Below are 19,627 nucleotides of genomic sequence, written 5' to 3'. Positions count from 1 at the left end.
TTATTAGCCGAAATTAGGAGACGGCAGTGCCGTGTCCCTACAGTTAATCGGGGTAGGGACACGGCACTGCCGTCTCCTCCTCCGTTTTATCATTCTGGTGCAACCAGAATTGATATAACTTGACTGTACAAGCAAAAACAGCAAGCAAGAATTTATCCAAATTCGATGAATGGCGCGCAGCGAGCCGAAGTAATAAAGATTAGTCAGCGGATCGCATAAATAGGTCTGAAGTGATACTCTGGCCAGCAATAGACAGTGTAAAATTGTATGTAGCGCTTCTCCGAGTAAGTTTGGTCAAACGCGAGCAATTAAAAGTGATCAATTACCCATTACCAGACATACATCACCGCCCTTGAGAAAGGCTATAGTAGCAGCGATTATATTCCATGTTTAAACAACTAATTTTCGGCAAAAAACAATGACAAACTATGACATTTTCGACGAAAAATACTACCTTGCCCAATATCCTTGGGTTCAGCCTGCGATTGATACAGGAATTATTAAATCTGGAAAAGAACACTTTGAAAAATATGGTCAAGCTGGTGGCCTCACCAAAGTATCGCGTTACTTTGACGAAGAAACCTATCTAGGTAACAATCCAGATATTGATCCCCTGGTTCGCAGCGCCAACAATCCAAATGCGCCTTTTGCCTCTGGTTTAGACCAATTTATTCAGTTTGGCTACGAAGAAGGCCGCACCCGCGTATCGCCTGACTACGACGAAGGGTTTTATGTGGCAAATAACCGAGATATCCTGCCGTCTATTCAGAACGGAAATTTCAAAAATGGCTACCAACACTTCGTCAAATTCGGAAGCAAAGATGGCCGATTTGGTACTCCTTTTTTTGAAAGCGATTACTTACAGAAAAACCGCGATATTGTGCCGTTTGTCAAATCAGGAACGTTTACAACCGGGAGAGAACACTACGTGAAGTACGGGCAGTTTGAACCTAATCGCTCTGCGACTTTTGTCGGAAGTTCCGGCAATGATATCGTCACGGGTTTTGGGGTGGGAAATGTGGAAATAATTGGTGTTGAAGTAGGTGTAGAACCTATTTACGGCGCGCGACTTTATGAAAGTGACGGCAGCAATGAATTCGATACTCTGACTGGCGGTATGGGTAATGATAAATTTGTGTTGGGCGATTATCAAGACTTCGCCCGTAATGTACCCCGTGGAGCGCAGCTATACATTGGCCCTGGTTTTGCTACAATTGTGAACTTTACTAAAGGCAAGGATAGCATCCAGCTTTTGGGGCCTTTAGATAAATACATTCTGTTTCCGATCAACAATAATCAAGATTTAGCAATCCAAACCAAGGGCTTTGACACGGTGGCTGTGATTCAAGGCGGAGGAAATCTCAGCTTGAATGTATTGCCAGGAGCTACTCCTCTTAAAATTTTACTCGGCTAGAAATCCTGAATCTATTTAGGATTTGGTGTGGAATGAGGTTGGTGCGATCGGTCATTGAACAAAAGGGCGATCGCCCTTTTTTATGCTGCAATCAAAACCATTAAAAGGGATGTAACACAAATCACTTGACGGCGCGCATAAGTATGATAGTATAATGCGTTTGTTAAAAATAGATGTAAAAAAAAATACTTGACGGCACACAGGAGGAATGTTTTATAATAAAATCGCTGAAATTTCATGAGTTGGGCAAACAATGGCAAACTATGACATCTTTGACGAACAATACTACCTTTCACAATATCCTTGGGTGAAACCGGCCATTGATTCAGGAATCGTCAAATCTGGGAAAGAACACTTTGAAAAGTTCGGTCAAGCTGGCGGCTTAACGAAAGTATCGCGGTATTTTGACGAAGCTACTTACCTTGCGGGCAACCCAGATATTGCTGCCTTAGTCCGCACCCCCAACAACCCAAATGCGGCTTTTGCGACCGGGCTAGACCACTTTATCCAGTTTGGTTACGAAGAAGGTCGATCGCGCGTATCGCCTGAATATAACGAAGCATTTTATCTCGCAAGTAACCGACAGTTGCAGCCGTTTATCCAGAATGGAACTTTTAAAAATGGCTACCAGCACTTCATTCAATTCGGCATCAAAGACGGTCGGTTTGGGACTTCATTTTTTGAAACAGAATACTTACAAAACAATCCCGATGTTCGGCCGTTTGTCGAATCTGGAGCCTTGAAAACTGGTCGCGAACACTACTTCAATTTCGGCAAAAACGATCCCAGCCGCTCTGCAACTTTTATCGGAACTTCCGGGAATGACATCATTACCGGTGCTGGGGTCGGAAATACCGAATTAATTGGAGTTGAAGTAGGTTTTGCTGTAGGCGGTAATAGCTTTACCATCTCCGGCCGGAATTATGAAAGTGACGGCAGTAATGAATTCGATACTCTCACTGGCGGTAGCGGCAGGGATCTCTTCAAGCTCGGAGAAATTTTACCAGGTACTGGTGGTAAATTTTTCAGACCCCCAACAAACTTATATATCGGGCCTGGTTTTGCTACAATTCGGAACTTTACCCAAGGTCAGGATAGCATTCAGCTAGCATCAAGAGATTTCGTACCTTCTTTAGATCAATTGTTGATATTTCCGATCAACAACAATCGAGATTTAGCTATCCAAACGAACGGCCTGTCTGTCTCCCTTCCCAATGGAACTTCGGGAATTAGTAGATTTGATACGATCGCTGTTATTGAAGGCGGCGGAAATCTCCAGTTAAATATATTACCAGGAGGATCTAACGCTCTTACATTTTTAATTGGGTAGAAATCTCGCAGCTATTCGGGATCTACCCGATCGCTGTTGGAAGTGCGATCGTTAATTTTACCATTCAAAAACCGGGTTTATTTGATAAACCCGGTTGCTAAGTCTTTAAGGGCGATCGCGCGCCAGCTTCAAAACCTCAACAACATCTTGATGATGTTCCGAAGATGCCCAAATTAAAGCAGTCCAAGTATTATTATCCTTAGCTTTGAGATCAGCACCCTTTTCGAGCAAAACCTGCACAACATGAGTGCGCCCGCTACCCGCCGCACTCATCAAAGCCGTCAAACCAAAAGTAGTTTTAGCATTCACATCCGCCCCCGCATCCAGCAAAAGCTGTACAATCTCGGTATGTCCGGCAGCAGCGGCACTCATTAACGGTGTCCACCCGTCTTTATCCTGACTGTTAGCATCCGCGCTTGCTGCGAGGATTTTTTTGACAATATCAGCATTGCCAGCCTCAGCCGCAGCCGTCAAAGCCGTCGCGCCTTCGTCATCTTTGGCATTGATATCTGCACGTTGTTCGATCGCACTTTCCACAGCCACAACATCACCCATCTTGACGGCATCAATTAAATCTGTCATAAATTCTCCCTTGTATCCTTTCAAATATTAAGTCCTATGGCAGTAGATATTTTAATCCTCTCCAACGGGCCCGGAGAATTAGCAACATGGGTGCGTCCCGCCGTGCAAGCATTGCGCCAGGAATTGGGAAACAGGGGCACAGAAGCCCGAATCTCGGTAGTGCTGTCCCCCTGTCCGCACGCCACCGGGAAAGAAGCACAAATCGCATATTCCTACCCAGAAGTGGATAGAGTGCAAGCACCGGAGCATTTTATGCGATTCCTATTGTCGGGCAAAACTGCCCAAAATTGGGATTGGTATGAAACGGGAGTTGTTTTATTTTTAGGCGGCGACCAATTTTTTACAGTTGTTATTGGTAAAAGGCTAAAATATCGCACTGTTACTTATGCTGAATGGGATGCGCGGTGGTATCGTTGGATTGATAAATTTGCGGCGATGAAACCGGAAGTTTTTGCTAAAGTTCCGCAAAAATATGCTGATAAATTTGCAGTTGTCGGAGATTTGATCGCAGAGGTAGGCGATCGCAAATCGGACGCAAAAGACGGCGCACAACCCCGACGGGAAATAGAATTAATTGGATTGTTACCGGGTTCTAAGGCGGCTAAATTAGCTGTAGGTGTACCGTTATGTTTGGCGATCGCGCAATCGATCCATCGAGTCCGTCCTCAAACTCGCTTTGTGATTCCGGTTGCGCCTACCATAGATGTGCAAACTATAGCACGTTTTGCCGATGCTGAACAAAATCCTTGCCTGCACTTATTTGACAACGCCAGCGCCCAATTGCATTTAACAGAATCGCCGTTTTTGCAGACAGCAACTGGGTTGCAGATAGAACTTTGGACGCAAACACCTGCCTACGATTTGCTATCGGAATGCAGCCTGTGTTTGACTACTGTGGGAGCGAATACTGCTGAATTGGGTTCGTTAGCAATACCGATGATTGTGTTGATTCCGACGCAGCAGTTGGATGCGATGAAGGCTTGGGATGGTTTGCCTGGATTGTTGGCAAATTTGCCGTTAGTTGGTTCTGTTTTTGCAACTGGGATTAATTGGGCAATCTTGCAATTGGGGAAGGGAAAGCTTTATGCTTGGCCGAATATCTGGGCAGGGGAGGAGATTGTGCCGGAGTTGATTGGTAAGCTGGAACCGGATGTTGTGGCCCATTTGGCGATCGACTATTTGAGCCATCCTGATAAATTAGCACGAATGGGCGATCGGCTCCGTAACGTTCGCGGCGAGTCTGGGGCGGCGCAGAAAATCGCTCAATTGGTTTGCGAAGAAATCGATTTTATCAAGCATTAATTGTCGTAGGGGCGGGTTCACCAACAATATCAAACACCAACCAACAATTTAAATAAACCCGCCCCCCCACCCAACAAAAAATCTCAAGCTGCATTATTCGCTAAAAATCCAAATTGATGCAGCCTGTTAGTTGGGTGGGGCGCAATACGGTTTACTTAAGGCTGACAAAGTGGTAAACTAGGTATCATGTACCAAAAAGTAAATCAAGTACAGTGTATTTCAAAAAATTATTATTAGAATCTCCCAAGCTCAAAATTAGCGAGATATTCAAAGCAATAGAAATAGCAATTCCATCAACAGAAATAGAAGCGGCTATTCTGAAAAAAAAAGGGGCAGCGGGCGGGTTTTGTACCGAGATTGTTTGCTGTCAAAATCCTTGGCTAAACCCGCCCCTACAAATTATTCGTTGATTGGTAGGGGTAGGTTTAGCGAATAAACTTTTGTACTCACAGATGATTTCTGTGCAAAACCTACCCTTCACTAGATGTACGGGGCGGGTTTTGTTCTGAGTGAGGGAGGGCGGGTTTTGTTCTGAGATTGTTGGCGAGTGTCAAAATCCTTGGCTAAACCCGCCCCTACAAATTATGCGTTTTTTCTACCTAACTATATGCACAATTAATCATTGGTAGGGGCAGGTTTAGTTAATAAACTTTTGTATTCACAGATAATTTATGTACAAAACCTGCCCTTAACTTAACTAGATGCACTTAGCTTGACAGTAGGTTTCATAAACCCCATCAAGCAGTAAATTAAGAGCAAAAGTTGCTTTCTCGGCGGCTAACAGCGCTTCTTGTTGTGCTTCTTCAGTCTCACAAAGCTGTAACAGCGCTTCGCGAGTGGCTTGCGAGTGGAACTCGTCGGCTTTTTCGTGAACTTGAAAGAAGGACAAAGCAGCTTGTGAATCGATGCCGTAAAATTCCTTTAAACCAGCGATTTTGGTTGTGGAAACTTCGGGGATTTGTGCTTCGTAAGCATAAAGGGCGGCTAAACCTTTGGCGGGAGATTCGCTGCGGGCTAAGTCTTTGAGAATGCGGACGGATTCGGTGGTTTTTTCTAAATGTTCGCGTTCGAGAACTGCATTTCTGTCTAAACCCAAACCTTCGGCGAAGCGCAACCACAGTTCGGGGTGATTTGCGGCGCCTCTTTCTTCTTCTATCAGGTTTTCGAGGAGCATTTGACGAATTTTGATGTCGTCACAGGCGGCGTGGGTAGCGCTGACGTAGGTGGGGAAGTTGTGGACTTGCAGGTAATATTCTTGTGCGTACTCTTGCAGCATTGCGAGGTCGAGTTTGCCTTCGTTCCACATTTGGTAGAACGGGTGTTTCAGCAGGTGGTTTTGGTCGAGAATGCTGTTGAGTTGTTCGAGAAATTGCTGTTCGGTCATAATTGTCGATCGCCCTTAAGGATAGTGCAGCCACTAAAATGTTATTGTAATCTGGGATTTTGTCAAGACCAAGTTTTCAATTGTTTACGTCTTTGCAACACTCGTGCGAGCGGCCGTCATGCCAACTTAGCGCCGCCCGAACCCCTTACCCCGCATAGATTTCGACCAGACCAGCAATTCGCCGCCATTCCCGCCGGCCGCGAGAAATTGACCGTCGGGATGCCATGCGAGACAGGAAAAACCAGCCTCTGCGCCTTCGAGAATTTGCAGCAATTGTTCTGCTTCGTACCACAAACAAACTTGACCGTCTGCGGCTGCCGAAGCTAATAAAAATGTGTTAGGTTGAAATGCGATCGCATTTACCACATTTTCATGCACTTCTAAGGCCCAACCTTCCCAACCGACTCTTTCATCAGCATCTCTTTCCCAAACAGAAACACCTTGAGAACTCGAAGCAGCTAACAAAGGTGCACCCAAAGAATTAGTTTTGTCCGACCAAGCCAACTCCCGAACTTTCCCCGGAAAACCCTGCATTACCCACGGTTCCAAATTACCCCATTCACTAACAATTAGGGTATTATCCATATTACCGCAGGCTAAATATTGCCCTGACGGCGACCAAGCAATTGCACCTGTTGCGGACGGTACAGATAAAATTTCCGGGTCTTCGTCCCAGTCTTCGCCACTCCAAACTTTAACACCTTGATAGCCGCTAACTGCCAGGTATTGAACAATCGGATGCCATGCTAAATCTAGGATAGATGATGAGTCGAAATTCAGCGTTACTTCCACAACATTATCATCAGCATTCCAGACTTGAACGCAGCGACCCATGCTGAAAGCTAACTGATTGCAGTGGGGACTCCAAGCTAATTTGTCAACCCAGACTCGCTGGTTATCCAAATTAGCAATTAATTCCCCAGAATTAACGCGCCAAATTTGCACTTTTCCATCTTGTCCGCCCGCAGCTAGGAATTGACTGTCGGAGGAAAAAGACAAACAATCTGCCGATTTCCCTGTGGCACTTTGCAGCGGTTGCAAGGACAATTGATTAATTGCCCCTACTGTCCCCAACATCACTTCGCCGGCGGCGGAACAGAGTGCTAAAGTTTTGCCATCCGGCGACCAAGTAACAGCAGTTACGTAGTCAGACAGCATTACTTTAGCGTGAAATTGCAGGGTTAGTTCGCTGCTGCCGCTCTTATTTTTGCCCGTTCCTTTTAAACTAGACACCGACGGAAACCCTCTTTCAATTGATTTTCGTTTAAATTGCGGCCGATGAATACGAGTTCATTTTTCGGAGTTTCGGTAGCTTTCCAAGCTCTATCCGGCCGTCCGTCGAACAGCATATGCACTCCTTGGAAAACAAATCGCTTGTCTTCTCCGGCCATATTCAAAATGCCTTTTGTCCGAAAGATATCTGTGCCTTGAGTTCGCAACAATTCGCCAATCCAATCGCTAAATTTGTTGCCGTCAACAGCACCAGATTCTACTATTGCCACTGAGGTGACAGTTTCGTCATGTTCGTGTTCGTGTTCGCCCAAAAAGTCTGGTTCGATTTCTAATGCCCGGTTCAAATCAAATGCTTTGACGCCCAACAAAGCATCCATTGCTAATTCAGCGTTGCGGGTGCAGTAGATTTTTGCCATTGCATTCATGGCGCGAATTCGCTTTTCTAATTCTGCCAATTCTTCGGGAGTCACTAAATCAGTTTTGTTGAGCAAAACTACATCTGCGAAGGCAATTTGTTCTTGAGCTTCATCGGCATCCCAGTGTTGGGAGATGTGCTTGGCATCAACTACGGTGACAACTGCATCCAGCAGCAATTTGTCCCGCATATCTTCGTCTACAAAGAATGTTTGAATTACGGGTGCGGGGTCGGCTAAACCTGTGGTTTCGATGACTATGTGGTCGAATTTGTCGCGCCGCTTCATTAAGTTGTTGATAATCCGAATTAAGTCGCCTCGGACTGTACAGCAAATGCAGCCATTGTTCATCTCAAAAATTTCTTCATCGGCATCAATTATCAGTTGGTTGTCGATGCCTACTTCACCGAATTCGTTGACGATCACTGCAACTTTTTTGCCGTGTTCCTGTGTTAAAATGTGGTTGAGCAGCGTGGTTTTGCCTGCACCCAGATAGCCCGTGAGAACGGTTACGGGAACTGATTCGATCGCCCCAGCAGTCACCATACTTGACCTCGTTTGTTTTACAATGATAACCATTATCGCTATTTTACACCAGACAGGCTGGCAACAGCAACAATATTAAATAATGTTAATAAATTGTTTGCAAAAGCCTGTAGGGGCGGGTTTTACCATTTGAGATTTGAGATTTGAGATTTGAGATTGGACATTGGGCTAGAAACCCGGTTTCTACGAGTGACGAGAAATCTAGGAAGAAACCGGGTTTCTGAGGTCAGTGTGCGTGACTAATGACTAATGACTAATGACTAATGACTAATGACTAATGACTCCGCATAATTAAGTGCCAATTATAGCTGCAATTCGATCGCGCTCCAACTCTCTTCCGATCAGCACCAGCTTGGTTTGGCGGAGTTCGGAAGGTTGCCAAGGGCGATCGTAAAAATATTCTATACGATCGCCCACACCTTGCAACACCATCCGCATCGGTTTGTTGGGAACCGCCACAAACCCCTTAATCCGATAGATTTCTTCCTTCTGCATCAAGGATTGCAGTTTTTTCACCAAAGCTTCTGGTTCAAATGCGCGATCGGCAATAAAGAAAGTCGAGTTAATATCATCATCGTGCTCATGTTCCTCCTCAGCGTCGTGGTGACTCGGGCGGGACTCCAAATCATCCTCAACCGCCGCATTAAATCCCAACAGCACATCAGGGTTAATTTCGCCACCCTTGCAAGGCACAATTTTTACACTCGGACGTAACTCTTGCTGCAACCAGGTTTGAACTTTCTGTTGAGTTTCTGCATTTACGCGATCGACCTTCGTCAACAGTACCATATCGGCACAGGCCAACTGGTCTTCAAACAATTCCTCGATCGGCGTTTCGTGATCCAAACTATCATCAGCCTGTCGCTGCGCCATCAAAGCATCGATATCACCGACAAAATTACCGCTAGCAATAGCTTCGCAATCAACAACAGCAACCACACCGTCAACAGTAGCGCCAGTGCGAATTTCCGGCCAGCGAAAAGCTTGAATCAAAGGCTTAGGAAGTGCCAAGCCAGAAGTCTCAATCAAGATACAATCAATTTGGTCTTTGCGCTTCAACAATTCCTGCATAGTCGGCAAGAATTCCTCTTGAACAGTGCAGCAAAGACAACCATTTGTTAGTTCTACAATATTGCTGCTGACACTTTCTTCTTCATCGCAAACTTGGCAATCGCGCAGCAGTTCTCCGTCGATACCAATTTCGCCAAATTCATTAACTAAAACTGCGATGCGGCGGCCTTGATTGTTTTGCAATAAATGGCGAATTAACGTAGTTTTGCCACTACCGAGAAAACCAGTGATGACCGTAACAGGAATCTTGTGCATTAAATTTTGTGTCAGGTTTAAATGTACCGTATGGTGCGCATGGCGCACCATTCTTCAGTCCGCGAAGGCGGACATCGTTTGTGTAGTCGCGGTTTCTAACCGCCGACTCTTCTGTTTGCTCTTATCTCTAATTCCCCAGCGGCGGAATCTTCGCCAAAACACCTTTTTTCAAAGCTTGAGGACGCTCAGCCCAAGGCAACAAACCGTCCGACTTAGCATAGTATTGACCCGCGCATTCGAGTACAGCCTCGACACTTTCCGGCTCATTCGGAGGCAAATCACCAAACAGATAAGTATACTTTCCCACAGCAGCAAAAGACACCGCACAAGAGTGACTGCAAGCACTCATGCACTCAACTTCTTGAATATCAAACTGCTCGGACAACTCCCAATCTTTAGCGAGTTTCGATAAATCTTCCATAAATTGTTGGCCACCGCTTTTACCTTCGCGCTTGCCGTCTTTCCAAACACTAGCGCAAGCCGTGCAAACTAAAAGACAGTGTTTTGTGCGTACAGCCGTGTTACGTTTAGTTCCATTCATCATCCATACCTCGTAGATGCGTTCAAAAGTGAGTTAGATATCGGCGGGCATTCTGACTTTAGAGGTAAAGGACTTGCATTCCTTACTACAAACCTCATTACAGTTGCGGGACAGCGCCGGACTTGCACCGAACTTTCCCCGTTTCCTCTAGCGGCTGCTCCCCGCTAGAACCGATCGCGAATTCAAATCCTACCACACTTGCCGCCCTTTCCCAAAAAAGTTATCTTGGTAACAGCGATTTTTAATATCTAACCACATAAATTAACCCAGTTCGTAGTAAGGACTTTAGTCCTCTGATATTTCTGCGGACTGAAGTCCTCACTACCAACCTTATGAACGATTTTCCCGACTTTTCCACACACGGCTATCAAGTAACCCGCGAACTCGGATACAACAGTTTGGGCGGCCGCGTCACCTATCTCGCCACAAAAATTAATACAACAAACTCCGTTGTGATTAAGCAATTTCAATTCGCTCAATTAGGTGCTAGCTGGACAGAATACGATGCTTACGAACAAGAAATTAAAGTGCTGGAAAGTTTGGATTTCCCAGGTATCCCCCGCTATCTCGATGCTTTCGGGACTGACAGCGGTTTTTGTATGGTGCAGGAATACAAAAATGCTGAAAGTGCGATCGCCCGGACTTTCTCGCCGCCGGATATTAAACAAATTGCGATCGCCACTTTAGAAATTCTAGCTTACCTGCAATCCCAAAAACCGCCCGTAATCCACCGCGACATCAAACCGGAAAACCTGTTAATCGATGACAACTTAAATGTGTACTTAGTAGACTTCGGTTTTGCCCGCTTGGGAGGCGGAAATATCGCCGCCAGCAGCGTAGTCAAAGGCACAATGGGATTCATGCCACCAGAGCAAATGTTTAACCGACAATTAACAACAGCATCCGACTTGTACGGCTTAGGGGCGACGCTGATTTGCTTGTTAACAGGTACAAAATCTGTGGATGTCGGCAACTTAATCGATGATAATTATAGCATTCATTTTCGGCATTTAGTGCCGCCCTTGCAGCAGGGTTGGATGAACTGGCTGGACAGAATGGTAGCACCGAGATTGCAAGACCGATATCAGTCAGCCGCTGAATCTTGGGCGGTTCTGAAATCTCTTGATGTTAGCCGATTGCCGAAAGTGAGAAGTAATCGCGATATGCTCGAATTTACCGCAACAGAATATGGCAAAACAATAACACAAACCATCGAAATTAGCAATCCAATTCCAGATACAATGCTTGCGGGCAGATGGGAAGTCGCGCCACATCCGAGTGACCCGCCGCACACACCTTACGACCACCCTTGGATATTGTTTGAGCCGCAGAAATTTGAGAGCAATAAAGTTGCTTGCAAAATCATTGTTGACACCAAACAATTGTTAGCCAGTCAAGCTTATGAGCGGTATATAATCTTGCATACTAATTCCGAACCCGACAGTTATAAACTCAAAATTAAAGTCACAACAGCTTCTCTCCCCATACCAGAATCAATTACTTTATTGTCTAAGGGTAGCCTGATTTTTATGTGCTGCTTTGTCTTATTCGGCTTTCTCTTTAATATGGGCGACAATTATGACTTTGCTTTCGGTCTTATTGCGAGCTTAGTATATGGATTTGCCGTTGCTGAAATCACACTCTTAGCAGAATCACATGGAAAGGAAAAAACTTGGGCAGGAGGATTATTGGGATCGCTAATAGGATTAACTTTATATTTTTTTGTTGTGTCTGGTTTTATTGAAGTTATTGGTAATTTCCCCAAATCGAACAATACAATTCTATCAATTGCTGCCTCGATCTGGATGGTAATTGTGCCGATATTCTTTAGTTTATGTGGAGCTGCACTTGGAAGTATGATGAATAGGGCTGTGGCTATAGCTCTGGCTATCGTGCAATTTGTCTTAATTGCATTGCTTATTCTCGGGGCAATGATCGAGGGTGAGGGTTTGTTGCAAGCATTTTTTATTTTGCTAATTAATTTGTGTTGCATGATAGTTTATACGATTTTTCATAATCCGATTGGCCAGCAGACTACCCTCAGAAGAATTATTAACATTCATAATGACAAAATAGCTTTTTTCAGGGCAGGATTTTGTACTAGCTTGGTAGTAGCATTTCGACTGTTTTTAAACGTTGTCGCTCAACGAGAATGGGTTGAACCAATGGAAATAGTAGCTGTAGGAGGAGCGACAATCGCCTCTTTAGCTGCAACTGCTATTCCATTACTTGAAATGATTGTTTTTAAGCCGAATAGAATCGTTGCTAATTATCGCAAATTACAAGCAAGTTTAATTAAACCTTAAACAATTGCTCGCTTGTTTTACTGAGTTATTGAGGACTGAAGTCCTTACTACAAACCTTACAAATGACTTATGAATGATTTTCCTGACTTTTCCAACTACGGCTATCAAGTAACTCGCGAACTCGGACACAACCGCGCCGGCGGTAGAGTTACCTATCTGGCTACTGAAATTAATACTCAACGTTCCGTCGTAGTCAAACAATTTCAATTTGCCCAGACTGGTGCTAATTGGGCGGAATATCAAGCTTATGAAAAAGAAATTGAGATTTTGCGAGCACTCGATAACCCTAACATTCCCCGCTATTTAGACTCCTTCCAAACTGCATCGGGTTTCAGCATGGTACAAGAATACAAAAATGCTAATTCCCTCGCTACTTCGCCGCAGCAAACACCGCAAAAAACTAAGCAAATTGCTATTTCTGTGTTAGAAATACTCAAATACCTGCAAAATCGGGTACCGCCAGTCATCCACCGAGATTTGAAGCCGGAAAATATCTTGGTGGACGATCGCCTAAATGTCAGCCTTGTCGATTTCGGATTTGCTAGAATCGGGGGGGGAGAAGTAGCCGCCAGCAGCGTTGTCAAAGGCACCTTGGGCTTTATGCCGCCCGAACAAATGTTCAACCGCCAGCTAACAGTCGCATCCGATTTATACAGCCTCGGCGCCACGCTAATTTGCTTGCTAATCGGGATTAATTCTACCGAAATTGGCAGTTTGATGGACGACACGGGGCGGATTAATTTTAAACATCGCTTACCGCAGCTAACTCCAGAATTTCTTGACTGGCTGCAAAAAATGGTGGAACCGAATTTTAAACACCGCTATCCTTCCGCAGATGCGGCCCTAAATGATTTAATTTCCTTAGATGTAGTTCGCCAGCCTAAAAAATCAAAACTTGCACTGATATCAATCGGAGTGTTGACAACAAGCGCTGCTATTTTACTCCTGTTTATCTTGAAATATACTCAACTTCAACAAGTAGTTAAATTCCAACCAGAAGCCAGCCAACAGAATTTAAAACCTGTGAGTCAAGTGATGTTAACTGGCGAGCTAAAATCCCAAAAAATTATAGATTTTGTGTCTTTAAAAAAAACACAGAAAGTATATTTTGCTGTCAGTGTGACTAACTTGTCAAAGAAAGAATATTACGCTACTTGTAGCGTATTTGACTCTCAAGGAAAATTGGCAGCCCAGGGTCTATCTCGTTTAAGAACAACGGCAGATCGACTAAATACTTGGTGCGGGTACAATTTTACAAAAGATGCCAAGCCTGGCAATTGGAGGTTTGAATTTTATTTAAACGATCAAAAAGTAGCACAAAATAGTTTAAAGGTATTACCTTAAAATATTTGTACCGGGCGGGCAGTGAATTTCTGTGCCGTCAAAAGTGGGCTGTGTCGGATTGCTTCGATACCCCTCCTTTTGCGGCTCACTTTCGCAGATTGCCGAAATAGTTATTAGTTGATTGCGAACATCTTTAAATTGGAAAGCAAATACTGCTCCTATATATACTGCACCGTAGTCTTTTTCCCCTTCCATAGAGTAATCCATAGATATAGAAATTGCGATCGCGGTTTCAAATTGTGCTGGTTCGCGCTTATTCTCCAACGTTTGAACTGGCTTCATTAATAATGAGTGAATTTGGTACTTATAGTTATCTCTGCCGAGACCTTGTACACCCAACCCTTCCAGGGAATCACTAAATTTGTTATTTTTTGCATAGTAATCTTCCTGCGCTTTATTGATCGAAGCCATATCTGCTTGTGCTGCCGGAGATTTCCCACTACTTAAGATTTTAATAGTGTTGAGTTTGAAATTGTAAAAAGATGCTAGTATGCCAGCCATAAAACCGCTGTAAATTAAAGTCCGTACCAGCACACTGGATACTAAAAATCTGATTTTTTTACTTGTTTTATCTATATCTGTTGACATTTTTTTAAGCTGCCATAAGGTACATTTGCTAAGTTTGCAGGGTGCGCGCCGCACACCCTACAAACTACAAATTAAGCTGTTTCGTGCTGTTTGTGCCATGCGGGATGCCACAGCAATTCGGCAGTCGATCGCTTCTCAACCATTTCAGGAGTAATCGTACAGCGAGCAACATCCTTGCGAGAAGGCAACTCGTACATCACATCGAGCATTAACTCCTCTAAAATGCTGCGGAGAGCTCTCGCGCCGGTTTTGCGTCGATAGGCCTCCTGGGCGATCGCCCGCAGCGCATCCGGCTCAAATTCCAACTCCACACTATCCATCTTCAACAGCTTCTGATACTGCTTCACCAGCGCATTGCGAGGTTCAGTCAAAATCTGCATCAAAGCCGCCTCATCCAGCGGCGAAATCACCGTCACCACCGGAATCCGCCCCACAAACTCAGGAATTAAACCAAACTTAACTAAATCATCCGGCTGTACTTGCTGCAAAATATCAGCCGCCCGCTTATCCTTCGCCGGCAAAGTCGAGTTGCTGTCGGTTTCTGTTGGCTGAATAAAGCCCAAGGATTTTTTACCCAAACGCTGTTCAACTATTTTTTCCAAACCGACAAAAGCACCGCCGCAAATAAATAGAATTTTGCTAGTGTCAACTTGAATAAAATCTTGGTAAGGATGTTTGCGGCCGCCTTGCGGGGGCACGTTAACCACTGTTCCTTCCAACATTTTTAGCAGCGCTTGCTGCACTCCTTCTCCCGATACATCCCTAGTGATCGAAGTGTTTTCGCTTTTGCGAGCAATCTTGTCAATTTCATCAATATAAATAATCCCGCGCTGGGCCGATTCGACATCAAAATCGGACATTTGCAACAGGCGCAGCAAGATATTTTCTACATCGTCGCCGACATATCCAGCTTCTGTTAGCGTCGTCGCATCGGCTACCGCAAACGGGACTTCGAGCATTTGCGCCAAACTTTGCGCTAACAAAGTTTTGCCGCAACCTGTCGGCCCGACTAGCATGATGTTGGATTTTTGCAGTTCGACATCGCCGTCGGGGGAAGGCTTGCTGCTGTCTTTGGCTTGGTCTACGCTCAAGCGCTTGTAATGGTTGTAAACTGCTACAGAAAGGACTTTTTTGGCTGAGTTCTGGCCGATGACGTGGTTGTCTAAATGCTGTTTAATTTCTGTGGGTTTGGGGATTTTAGCTAAAACGATTTTCGATTTGTTCGATCGACCCTGGCGCCGCGTTCCTTGTCCCTGAGACTCTCGCACCTCTGACTGGGGAATCTGTTGACCAATTGTTTTGCTGGAGTCAAAGAACTCCTCTTCTAAAATTTCATTGCACAGTTCCACGCATTCATCGCAAATGTAGACGCCGGGCCCAGCTATTAACTTGCGGACGTACTCTTGCGACTTGCCGCAAAAGGAGCATCTGAGATGGGAGTCATATTTTGACATATTTAGCCTCTTACTTGACGGTTGCGGTTGCTTGTTTTGACTGGAAAGTTGCGCCGGGAGCGATCGATTCTCTGCCCTAGAAAGGTTTCCCGCTCGGACACCCAAGCCAGTCAAGCTTCGCGGACTCTTTTTCTAAGTTAACACTTTTGAGGCATTAGTCATTAGTCATCAGTCATTCGACCAAATTTTTAATTTTTAATTTTCAGTGGAAGGTAAAGCGGCACTGGCTTACCATTTTTTGTATGCTAAAAATTTTCCCGACATAATTATTTTCACTCGATCGCCTTTTGGGTCTGCTTCTTTCTCGACATCCAAAGTAAAGTCGATCGCGCTCATAATTCCGTCACCAAATTTTTCGTGGATCACTGCTTTGAGCGGCATTCCGTACACCTGCATAATTTCATAGAAGCGATAAATCAGCGGGTCAACTGGAACTGCTGCATCCAAAGAACCTTTTAACGGAGGTTCGCACAGCACCGCAGCCGTCTCGCCCGACAGTCCCAAAGCCGAGACAAGTTTCTCGGCTTCATCCACCGATGCGGTAGCTTGACGGTAAATCACCGCAGCAATCCAAACCTCGTCGCGGCCCAAAAGTTTTTCCAATTCTGCAAAACTAATTCCCTGAGCTTTTTTAGCAGCCAAAAGCTTTTCGGTTATTTCAGAAATTGCCATTAAATATTCTCCAACTCAGTGCGGTGCCAGATGTGAAATTTTTCTCACATTTTGGTGATTTTGTCAATAGCAAGCTGAGAAAAAAACATAATTGATCTGGCAACCGCGCCAGACGATTAGGACGTTGTTAATTGCTGAAACCCTTGATTTTATTACCTCTTCCTTCTTGCTTCTTCCTTCTTGCTTCTTCCTTCTTGCTTCTTCCTTCTTGCTTCTTGCTTCTTGCTTCTTCCTTATGTCATAACTCGCAACTTCAGCCGCATCTGGTCTTGTTAATTTCCACAGCTTGCAACCGATCGCTCCCAAAATAACTCATAAATGCCCTGCGGCAATGGTACAGTTGGCAATATATGTAGTGCAAGTTACACAAACCAAGGTGTTCGGCAACAGGCTTGCCTGCCGAAATTTGATCGTGCTAGCCTCAGGCACGGGTGGTGATATCCCACAGATAAGACCCCTTTACCCCTCACAACCTAGAACTGACAAAAATATGGAGATTCAGACCAAAGATTACACCATTGAGTACGATCGCGCTACTCAAACAGTCACCTGCTGCGGCTCTTTCCGGCTCAGCCAGACGGAAGAATACGCGCCGATCGTCGAGCTGCTCAACGAAGTAGCTGACTCTTCGCCAAACATGATTACTCTCGACTTGCGAAAGCTAGAATTCTTAAATAGTTCGGGAATTAATATTGTGTCAAAATTTGTGATCAAAGTGCGCCAGCAAAAGAATATTCAAATCGCTGTCAAAGGCTCTAAACAGATACCCTGGCAGGGAAAATCGCTGAAGAACTTGCAGCGGCTGATGCCTTCCTTGCATTTAGAATTGGAATAGTAAATCGCAAAAGGTAACGGTGAGTCTCCGAAAAAGTCCGGGCCCGAACATGAGGGGGGCTGAAGTGAAGGGAATAAGTCATAGTTAAGTTAGCAGCAAACAGTAAAAAACTTCAGAACTGACTAAAAATTACCAATTGTCAATTGCTATGCAGGAAGAACCATCAAGAGAACAGCTACTTTTCGACGTTCAGCGGCTGAGTGCGGAACTTGAAAACTTGAAGCGCGAAAAGGCTGATCTAGAAATTTTGCTGGAGACTAACACCGAACATTCGGATACGATGGAAGCTCACTTACTCTCGAAAGCTGAGTTGGCAGTGCGTTCAAGCGAAGAGCAGTTTCGGGCGATCGCCTCGGCAACTCCGGTGCCGGTATTGGTTTCTCGCCTCTCGGACGGCTTAATTCTGTATGCGAACGCTCAATCGGCTTCTCTGTTGAACATAGCCTTAGAAGAATTGATCGGCCGTGACACCTCAGACTTTTACTTCTACCGCAGCGATCGCCCAAATGTACTTGACGCCCTCGCCCAAGACGGATACCTCCAAGACTACGAACTCCACTGCAAAAAGTCAGACGGTACCCTTTTCTGGGCAACGATCTCGGTGCAGCCACTGCTGTTTAACGGTCAGCCGGCGGCCTTGTGCGCCTTGTACGACCTCACCCAGCGCAAGCAAGCAGAACAAACTCTCCAAGAGAGCGAAAAGCGCCTCCGCCGCCAGAGTCTGGCTTTGTTGCAGCTAGGCCGGCAGAGGACTCTCAACACCGGTGCGCTGAATGTGGGAATTCGCGAAATTACCGAGGCGGCATCCCGTACTTTGGAAGTGGAAAAAGTCAGCGTCTGGCTTTACAACCATGTCAGATTTGGCACTCGCTACCCGACGATCGCACCCCAGCTAAATTTTACCCACAGAGCGATCGCCCGCAACCAAACACAGCCAGTCGATACAGAGGCGGCCGCCCCAGAAAACCACGAGTCTGTCAATCATTCCAAGTTTAAAATTCCCAACCTCAAATTAGTTTGTATCGATTTGTACGATCGCACCCGCGAGAATCATTTAAGCCGCCAGTCCATATCCGCAAGCGATTTAAAATTTTCAGTTTTAGAGCTCGAAGCCGATGCACCGGGCGAAAACTTAGCTGAGGACAAAGCTTTAGAACCTGCGCCAAACAATCAAAACTCGATCGCCACAAATTTGTGCCACTTATCTTCGGTAGCCGAACATTCCGCCGTGCTGCCGAATCAGAGCAACCCAAATTCATCGATCTTAAATGTAGCAATTAGGCTCGGCGGCCAGATCGTCGGCATTCTCTCTCTGGAACATATCGGCGCGCCCCGCCAGTGGGCTTTGGAGGAACGCACCTTCGCCGATTCTTTGGCAAATTTGGTCGCGCTGGCGATCGAAGGATTTGAACGACAGCGGGCCCAGGAAGCACTCTCCAAAGCCAAAGCCCAGCTAGAAATGACCGTCGATCAGCGCACCGCTCAACTCACCGCCGCCAATAAACTGCTCCGCATCGAAATAGCCGAGCGCAAAAAAGCCGAAATAGCCTTGCAAGAAGCCTTACACAAAGCTGAAGCAGCATCCAGAGCAAAAAGCACTTTTTTAGCCAATATGAGCCACGAGCTGCGGACGCCGCTCAACGCGATTATCGGCTACAGCGAAATGCTAGAAGAAGAAGCACTAGAATCGGGACTCAAAGACATCATTCCCGATACCCAAAAAATTCATAACGCCGGCAAACACTTGCTAACTTTAATTAACGATATTCTCGACCTTTCTAAGATAGAAGCCGGTCGGATGGAGCTTTACTTAGAAAATTTTTTGATCAGTAATTTAATAGAAGAAGTGGTTGCAACTTTGCACCCTTTGGTCGATAAAAATCACAATCAATTGCAAGTTTCTTGCTCTGTGAATTTAGGAGTGATGTATGCAGATTTGACTAAAGTCCGACAAATTTTGTTCAATTTGCTCTCTAATGCCCTGAAGTTTACCGAAGGTGGAACAGTTTTGCTGACGGCGACTCGCGAACTAGCAGGCGGCAGCGATTGGGTTTATTTGCAGGTATCTGATACCGGCATTGGAATGTCGGCCCAACAGCAGCAGGGTTTGTTTCAACCTTTTATTCAAGGGGATGCTTCGACTACTCGCAAGTACGGCGGCACCGGTTTGGGATTGGCTATTAGTCGCTTGTTTTGTCAGATGATGGGCGGCGATATCAGTATCGAGAGTCAGTTGGGTGTCGGTTCTACTTTTACTGTTCAATTAAAAGCCAAAGTTGATATTAGTTGTTAGTTGTTAGTTGTTAGTTGTTAGTTGTTAGTTGTTAGTTGTTAGTTGTTAGTTGTTAGTTGTTAGT

18 protein-coding genes and 1 riboswitch are annotated in these 19,627 nt (G+C 45.2%); of the genes, 8 read left to right on the top strand and 10 right to left on the bottom strand.

Annotated elements, in window-relative coordinates; genetic code table 11:
• Positions 1–418: 418 nt before the first annotated feature.
• Together QUB68_RS29535 and QUB68_RS29530 are read left to right on the top strand one after the other, a co-directional pair.
• Complete coding sequence (locus QUB68_RS29535; RefSeq protein WP_332998476.1) at positions 419–1,414, top strand: calcium-binding protein; 996 nt, start codon at positions 419–421, stop codon at positions 1,412–1,414.
• 253 nt (positions 1,415–1,667) lie between these two features.
• The gene (locus QUB68_RS29530; RefSeq protein WP_332998475.1) at positions 1,668–2,744 is read left to right on the top strand and encodes a calcium-binding protein; all 1,077 of its coding nucleotides are present in this window, start codon (positions 1,668–1,670) and stop codon (positions 2,742–2,744) included.
• Between the two features lie 105 nt (positions 2,745–2,849).
• On the opposite strand, the gene QUB68_RS29525 is transcribed toward QUB68_RS29530, so the two are convergent.
• Positions 2,850–3,326 (bottom strand): ankyrin repeat domain-containing protein, encoded by a 477-nt coding sequence (locus QUB68_RS29525; protein WP_332998474.1) that lies wholly within the window; start codon positions 3,324–3,326, stop codon positions 2,850–2,852.
• Positions 3,327–3,362: 36 nt separating this feature from the next.
• Here QUB68_RS29525 and QUB68_RS29520 point away from each other — a divergent pair, with 36 nt between their 5' ends.
• Positions 3,363–4,628: a lipid-A-disaccharide synthase gene (locus tag QUB68_RS29520; protein WP_332998472.1), complete on the top strand. Its 1,266-nt coding sequence runs from the start codon at positions 3,363–3,365 to the stop codon at positions 4,626–4,628.
• Between the two features lie 212 nt (positions 4,629–4,840).
• Positions 4,841–5,038 (top strand): hypothetical protein, encoded by a 198-nt coding sequence (locus QUB68_RS29515; RefSeq protein ID WP_332998471.1) that lies wholly within the window; start codon positions 4,841–4,843, stop codon positions 5,036–5,038.
• Positions 5,039–5,325: 287 nt separating this feature from the next.
• On the opposite strand, the gene QUB68_RS29510 is transcribed toward QUB68_RS29515, so the two are convergent.
• The 5 genes from QUB68_RS29510 to QUB68_RS29490 all read right to left on the bottom strand — a co-directional run bounded on the left by QUB68_RS29510 (position 5,326) and on the right by QUB68_RS29490 (position 10,074).
• Positions 5,326–6,012 carry a CADD family putative folate metabolism protein gene (locus tag QUB68_RS29510; RefSeq protein ID WP_332998470.1) on the bottom strand — a complete coding sequence of 229 codons (687 nt, stop codon included), beginning with the start codon at positions 6,010–6,012 and terminating at the stop codon, positions 5,326–5,328.
• A 126-nt stretch (positions 6,013–6,138) separates the two neighbouring features.
• The gene (locus tag QUB68_RS29505) at positions 6,139–7,245 is read right to left on the bottom strand and encodes a WD40 repeat domain-containing protein (RefSeq protein ID WP_332998469.1); all 1,107 of its coding nucleotides are present in this window, start codon (positions 7,243–7,245) and stop codon (positions 6,139–6,141) included.
• The gene (locus tag QUB68_RS29500) at positions 7,233–8,204 is read right to left on the bottom strand and encodes a CobW family GTP-binding protein (RefSeq protein WP_332998477.1); all 972 of its coding nucleotides are present in this window, start codon (positions 8,202–8,204) and stop codon (positions 7,233–7,235) included. The genes QUB68_RS29505 and QUB68_RS29500 overlap by 13 nt, the downstream gene beginning before the upstream one ends.
• A gap of 291 nt (positions 8,205–8,495) precedes the next feature.
• Positions 8,496–9,530: a cobalamin biosynthesis protein CobW gene (gene cobW / locus QUB68_RS29495; protein ID WP_332998468.1), complete on the bottom strand. Its 1,035-nt coding sequence runs from the start codon at positions 9,528–9,530 to the stop codon at positions 8,496–8,498.
• A 127-nt stretch (positions 9,531–9,657) separates the two neighbouring features.
• Positions 9,658–10,074, bottom strand: coding sequence for a DUF1636 domain-containing protein (locus QUB68_RS29490; RefSeq protein ID WP_332998467.1), 417 nt, complete (start codon positions 10,072–10,074; stop codon positions 9,658–9,660).
• A gap of 22 nt (positions 10,075–10,096) precedes the next feature.
• Positions 10,097–10,261: riboswitch (cobalamin riboswitch) on the bottom strand.
• Between the two features lie 142 nt (positions 10,262–10,403).
• On the opposite strand from QUB68_RS29490, the gene QUB68_RS29485 reads away from it, so the two are divergent.
• Together QUB68_RS29485 and QUB68_RS29480 are read left to right on the top strand one after the other, a co-directional pair.
• Positions 10,404–12,377, top strand: a complete 1,974-nt coding sequence (locus QUB68_RS29485) for a serine/threonine protein kinase (protein ID WP_332998466.1) — start codon at positions 10,404–10,406, stop codon at positions 12,375–12,377.
• 69 nt (positions 12,378–12,446) lie between these two features.
• Entirely contained in the window at positions 12,447–13,721 is a 1,275-nt protein-coding gene (locus tag QUB68_RS29480) for a serine/threonine protein kinase (RefSeq protein WP_332998465.1), read from the top strand.
• On the opposite strand, the gene QUB68_RS29475 is transcribed toward QUB68_RS29480, so the two are convergent.
• From QUB68_RS29475 to QUB68_RS29460, 4 genes are all read right to left on the bottom strand, one after another.
• The gene (locus tag QUB68_RS29475; protein ID WP_332998463.1) at positions 13,713–14,309 is read right to left on the bottom strand and encodes a type IV pilin-like G/H family protein; all 597 of its coding nucleotides are present in this window, start codon (positions 14,307–14,309) and stop codon (positions 13,713–13,715) included. The two genes, QUB68_RS29480 and QUB68_RS29475, sit on opposite strands and share 9 nt — an antisense overlap.
• Before the next feature lie 71 nt (positions 14,310–14,380).
• Positions 14,381–15,763: an ATP-dependent protease ATP-binding subunit ClpX gene (gene clpX, locus QUB68_RS29470; RefSeq protein WP_332998462.1), complete on the bottom strand. Its 1,383-nt coding sequence runs from the start codon at positions 15,761–15,763 to the stop codon at positions 14,381–14,383.
• 228 nt (positions 15,764–15,991) lie between these two features.
• On the bottom strand, positions 15,992–16,435 hold the full coding sequence (gene cynS / locus QUB68_RS29465) for a cyanase (RefSeq protein ID WP_332998461.1): 444 nt from the start codon (positions 16,433–16,435) through the stop codon (positions 15,992–15,994).
• 63 nt (positions 16,436–16,498) lie between these two features.
• Positions 16,499–16,741: a hypothetical protein gene (locus tag QUB68_RS29460; protein WP_332998460.1), complete on the bottom strand. Its 243-nt coding sequence runs from the start codon at positions 16,739–16,741 to the stop codon at positions 16,499–16,501.
• 184 nt (positions 16,742–16,925) lie between these two features.
• Here QUB68_RS29460 and QUB68_RS29455 point away from each other — a divergent pair, with 184 nt between their 5' ends.
• Both QUB68_RS29455 and QUB68_RS29450 read left to right on the top strand, forming a co-directional pair.
• Positions 16,926–17,270 carry a slr1659 superfamily regulator gene (locus QUB68_RS29455; RefSeq protein ID WP_332998459.1) on the top strand — a complete coding sequence of 115 codons (345 nt, stop codon included), beginning with the start codon at positions 16,926–16,928 and terminating at the stop codon, positions 17,268–17,270.
• 148 nt (positions 17,271–17,418) lie between these two features.
• The gene (locus tag QUB68_RS29450; protein ID WP_332998458.1) at positions 17,419–19,563 is read left to right on the top strand and encodes an ATP-binding protein; all 2,145 of its coding nucleotides are present in this window, start codon (positions 17,419–17,421) and stop codon (positions 19,561–19,563) included.
• Positions 19,564–19,627 lie beyond the last annotated feature (64 nt).

It is taken from the genome of Microcoleus sp. A006_D1 (genome assembly GCF_036702805.1).
Lineage (GTDB): Bacteria > Cyanobacteriota > Cyanobacteriia > Cyanobacteriales > Microcoleaceae > Microcoleus.
The sequence above is the reverse complement of the archived record's forward strand: the minus strand, read 5'-3'. Positions and strand labels throughout refer to the sequence as shown.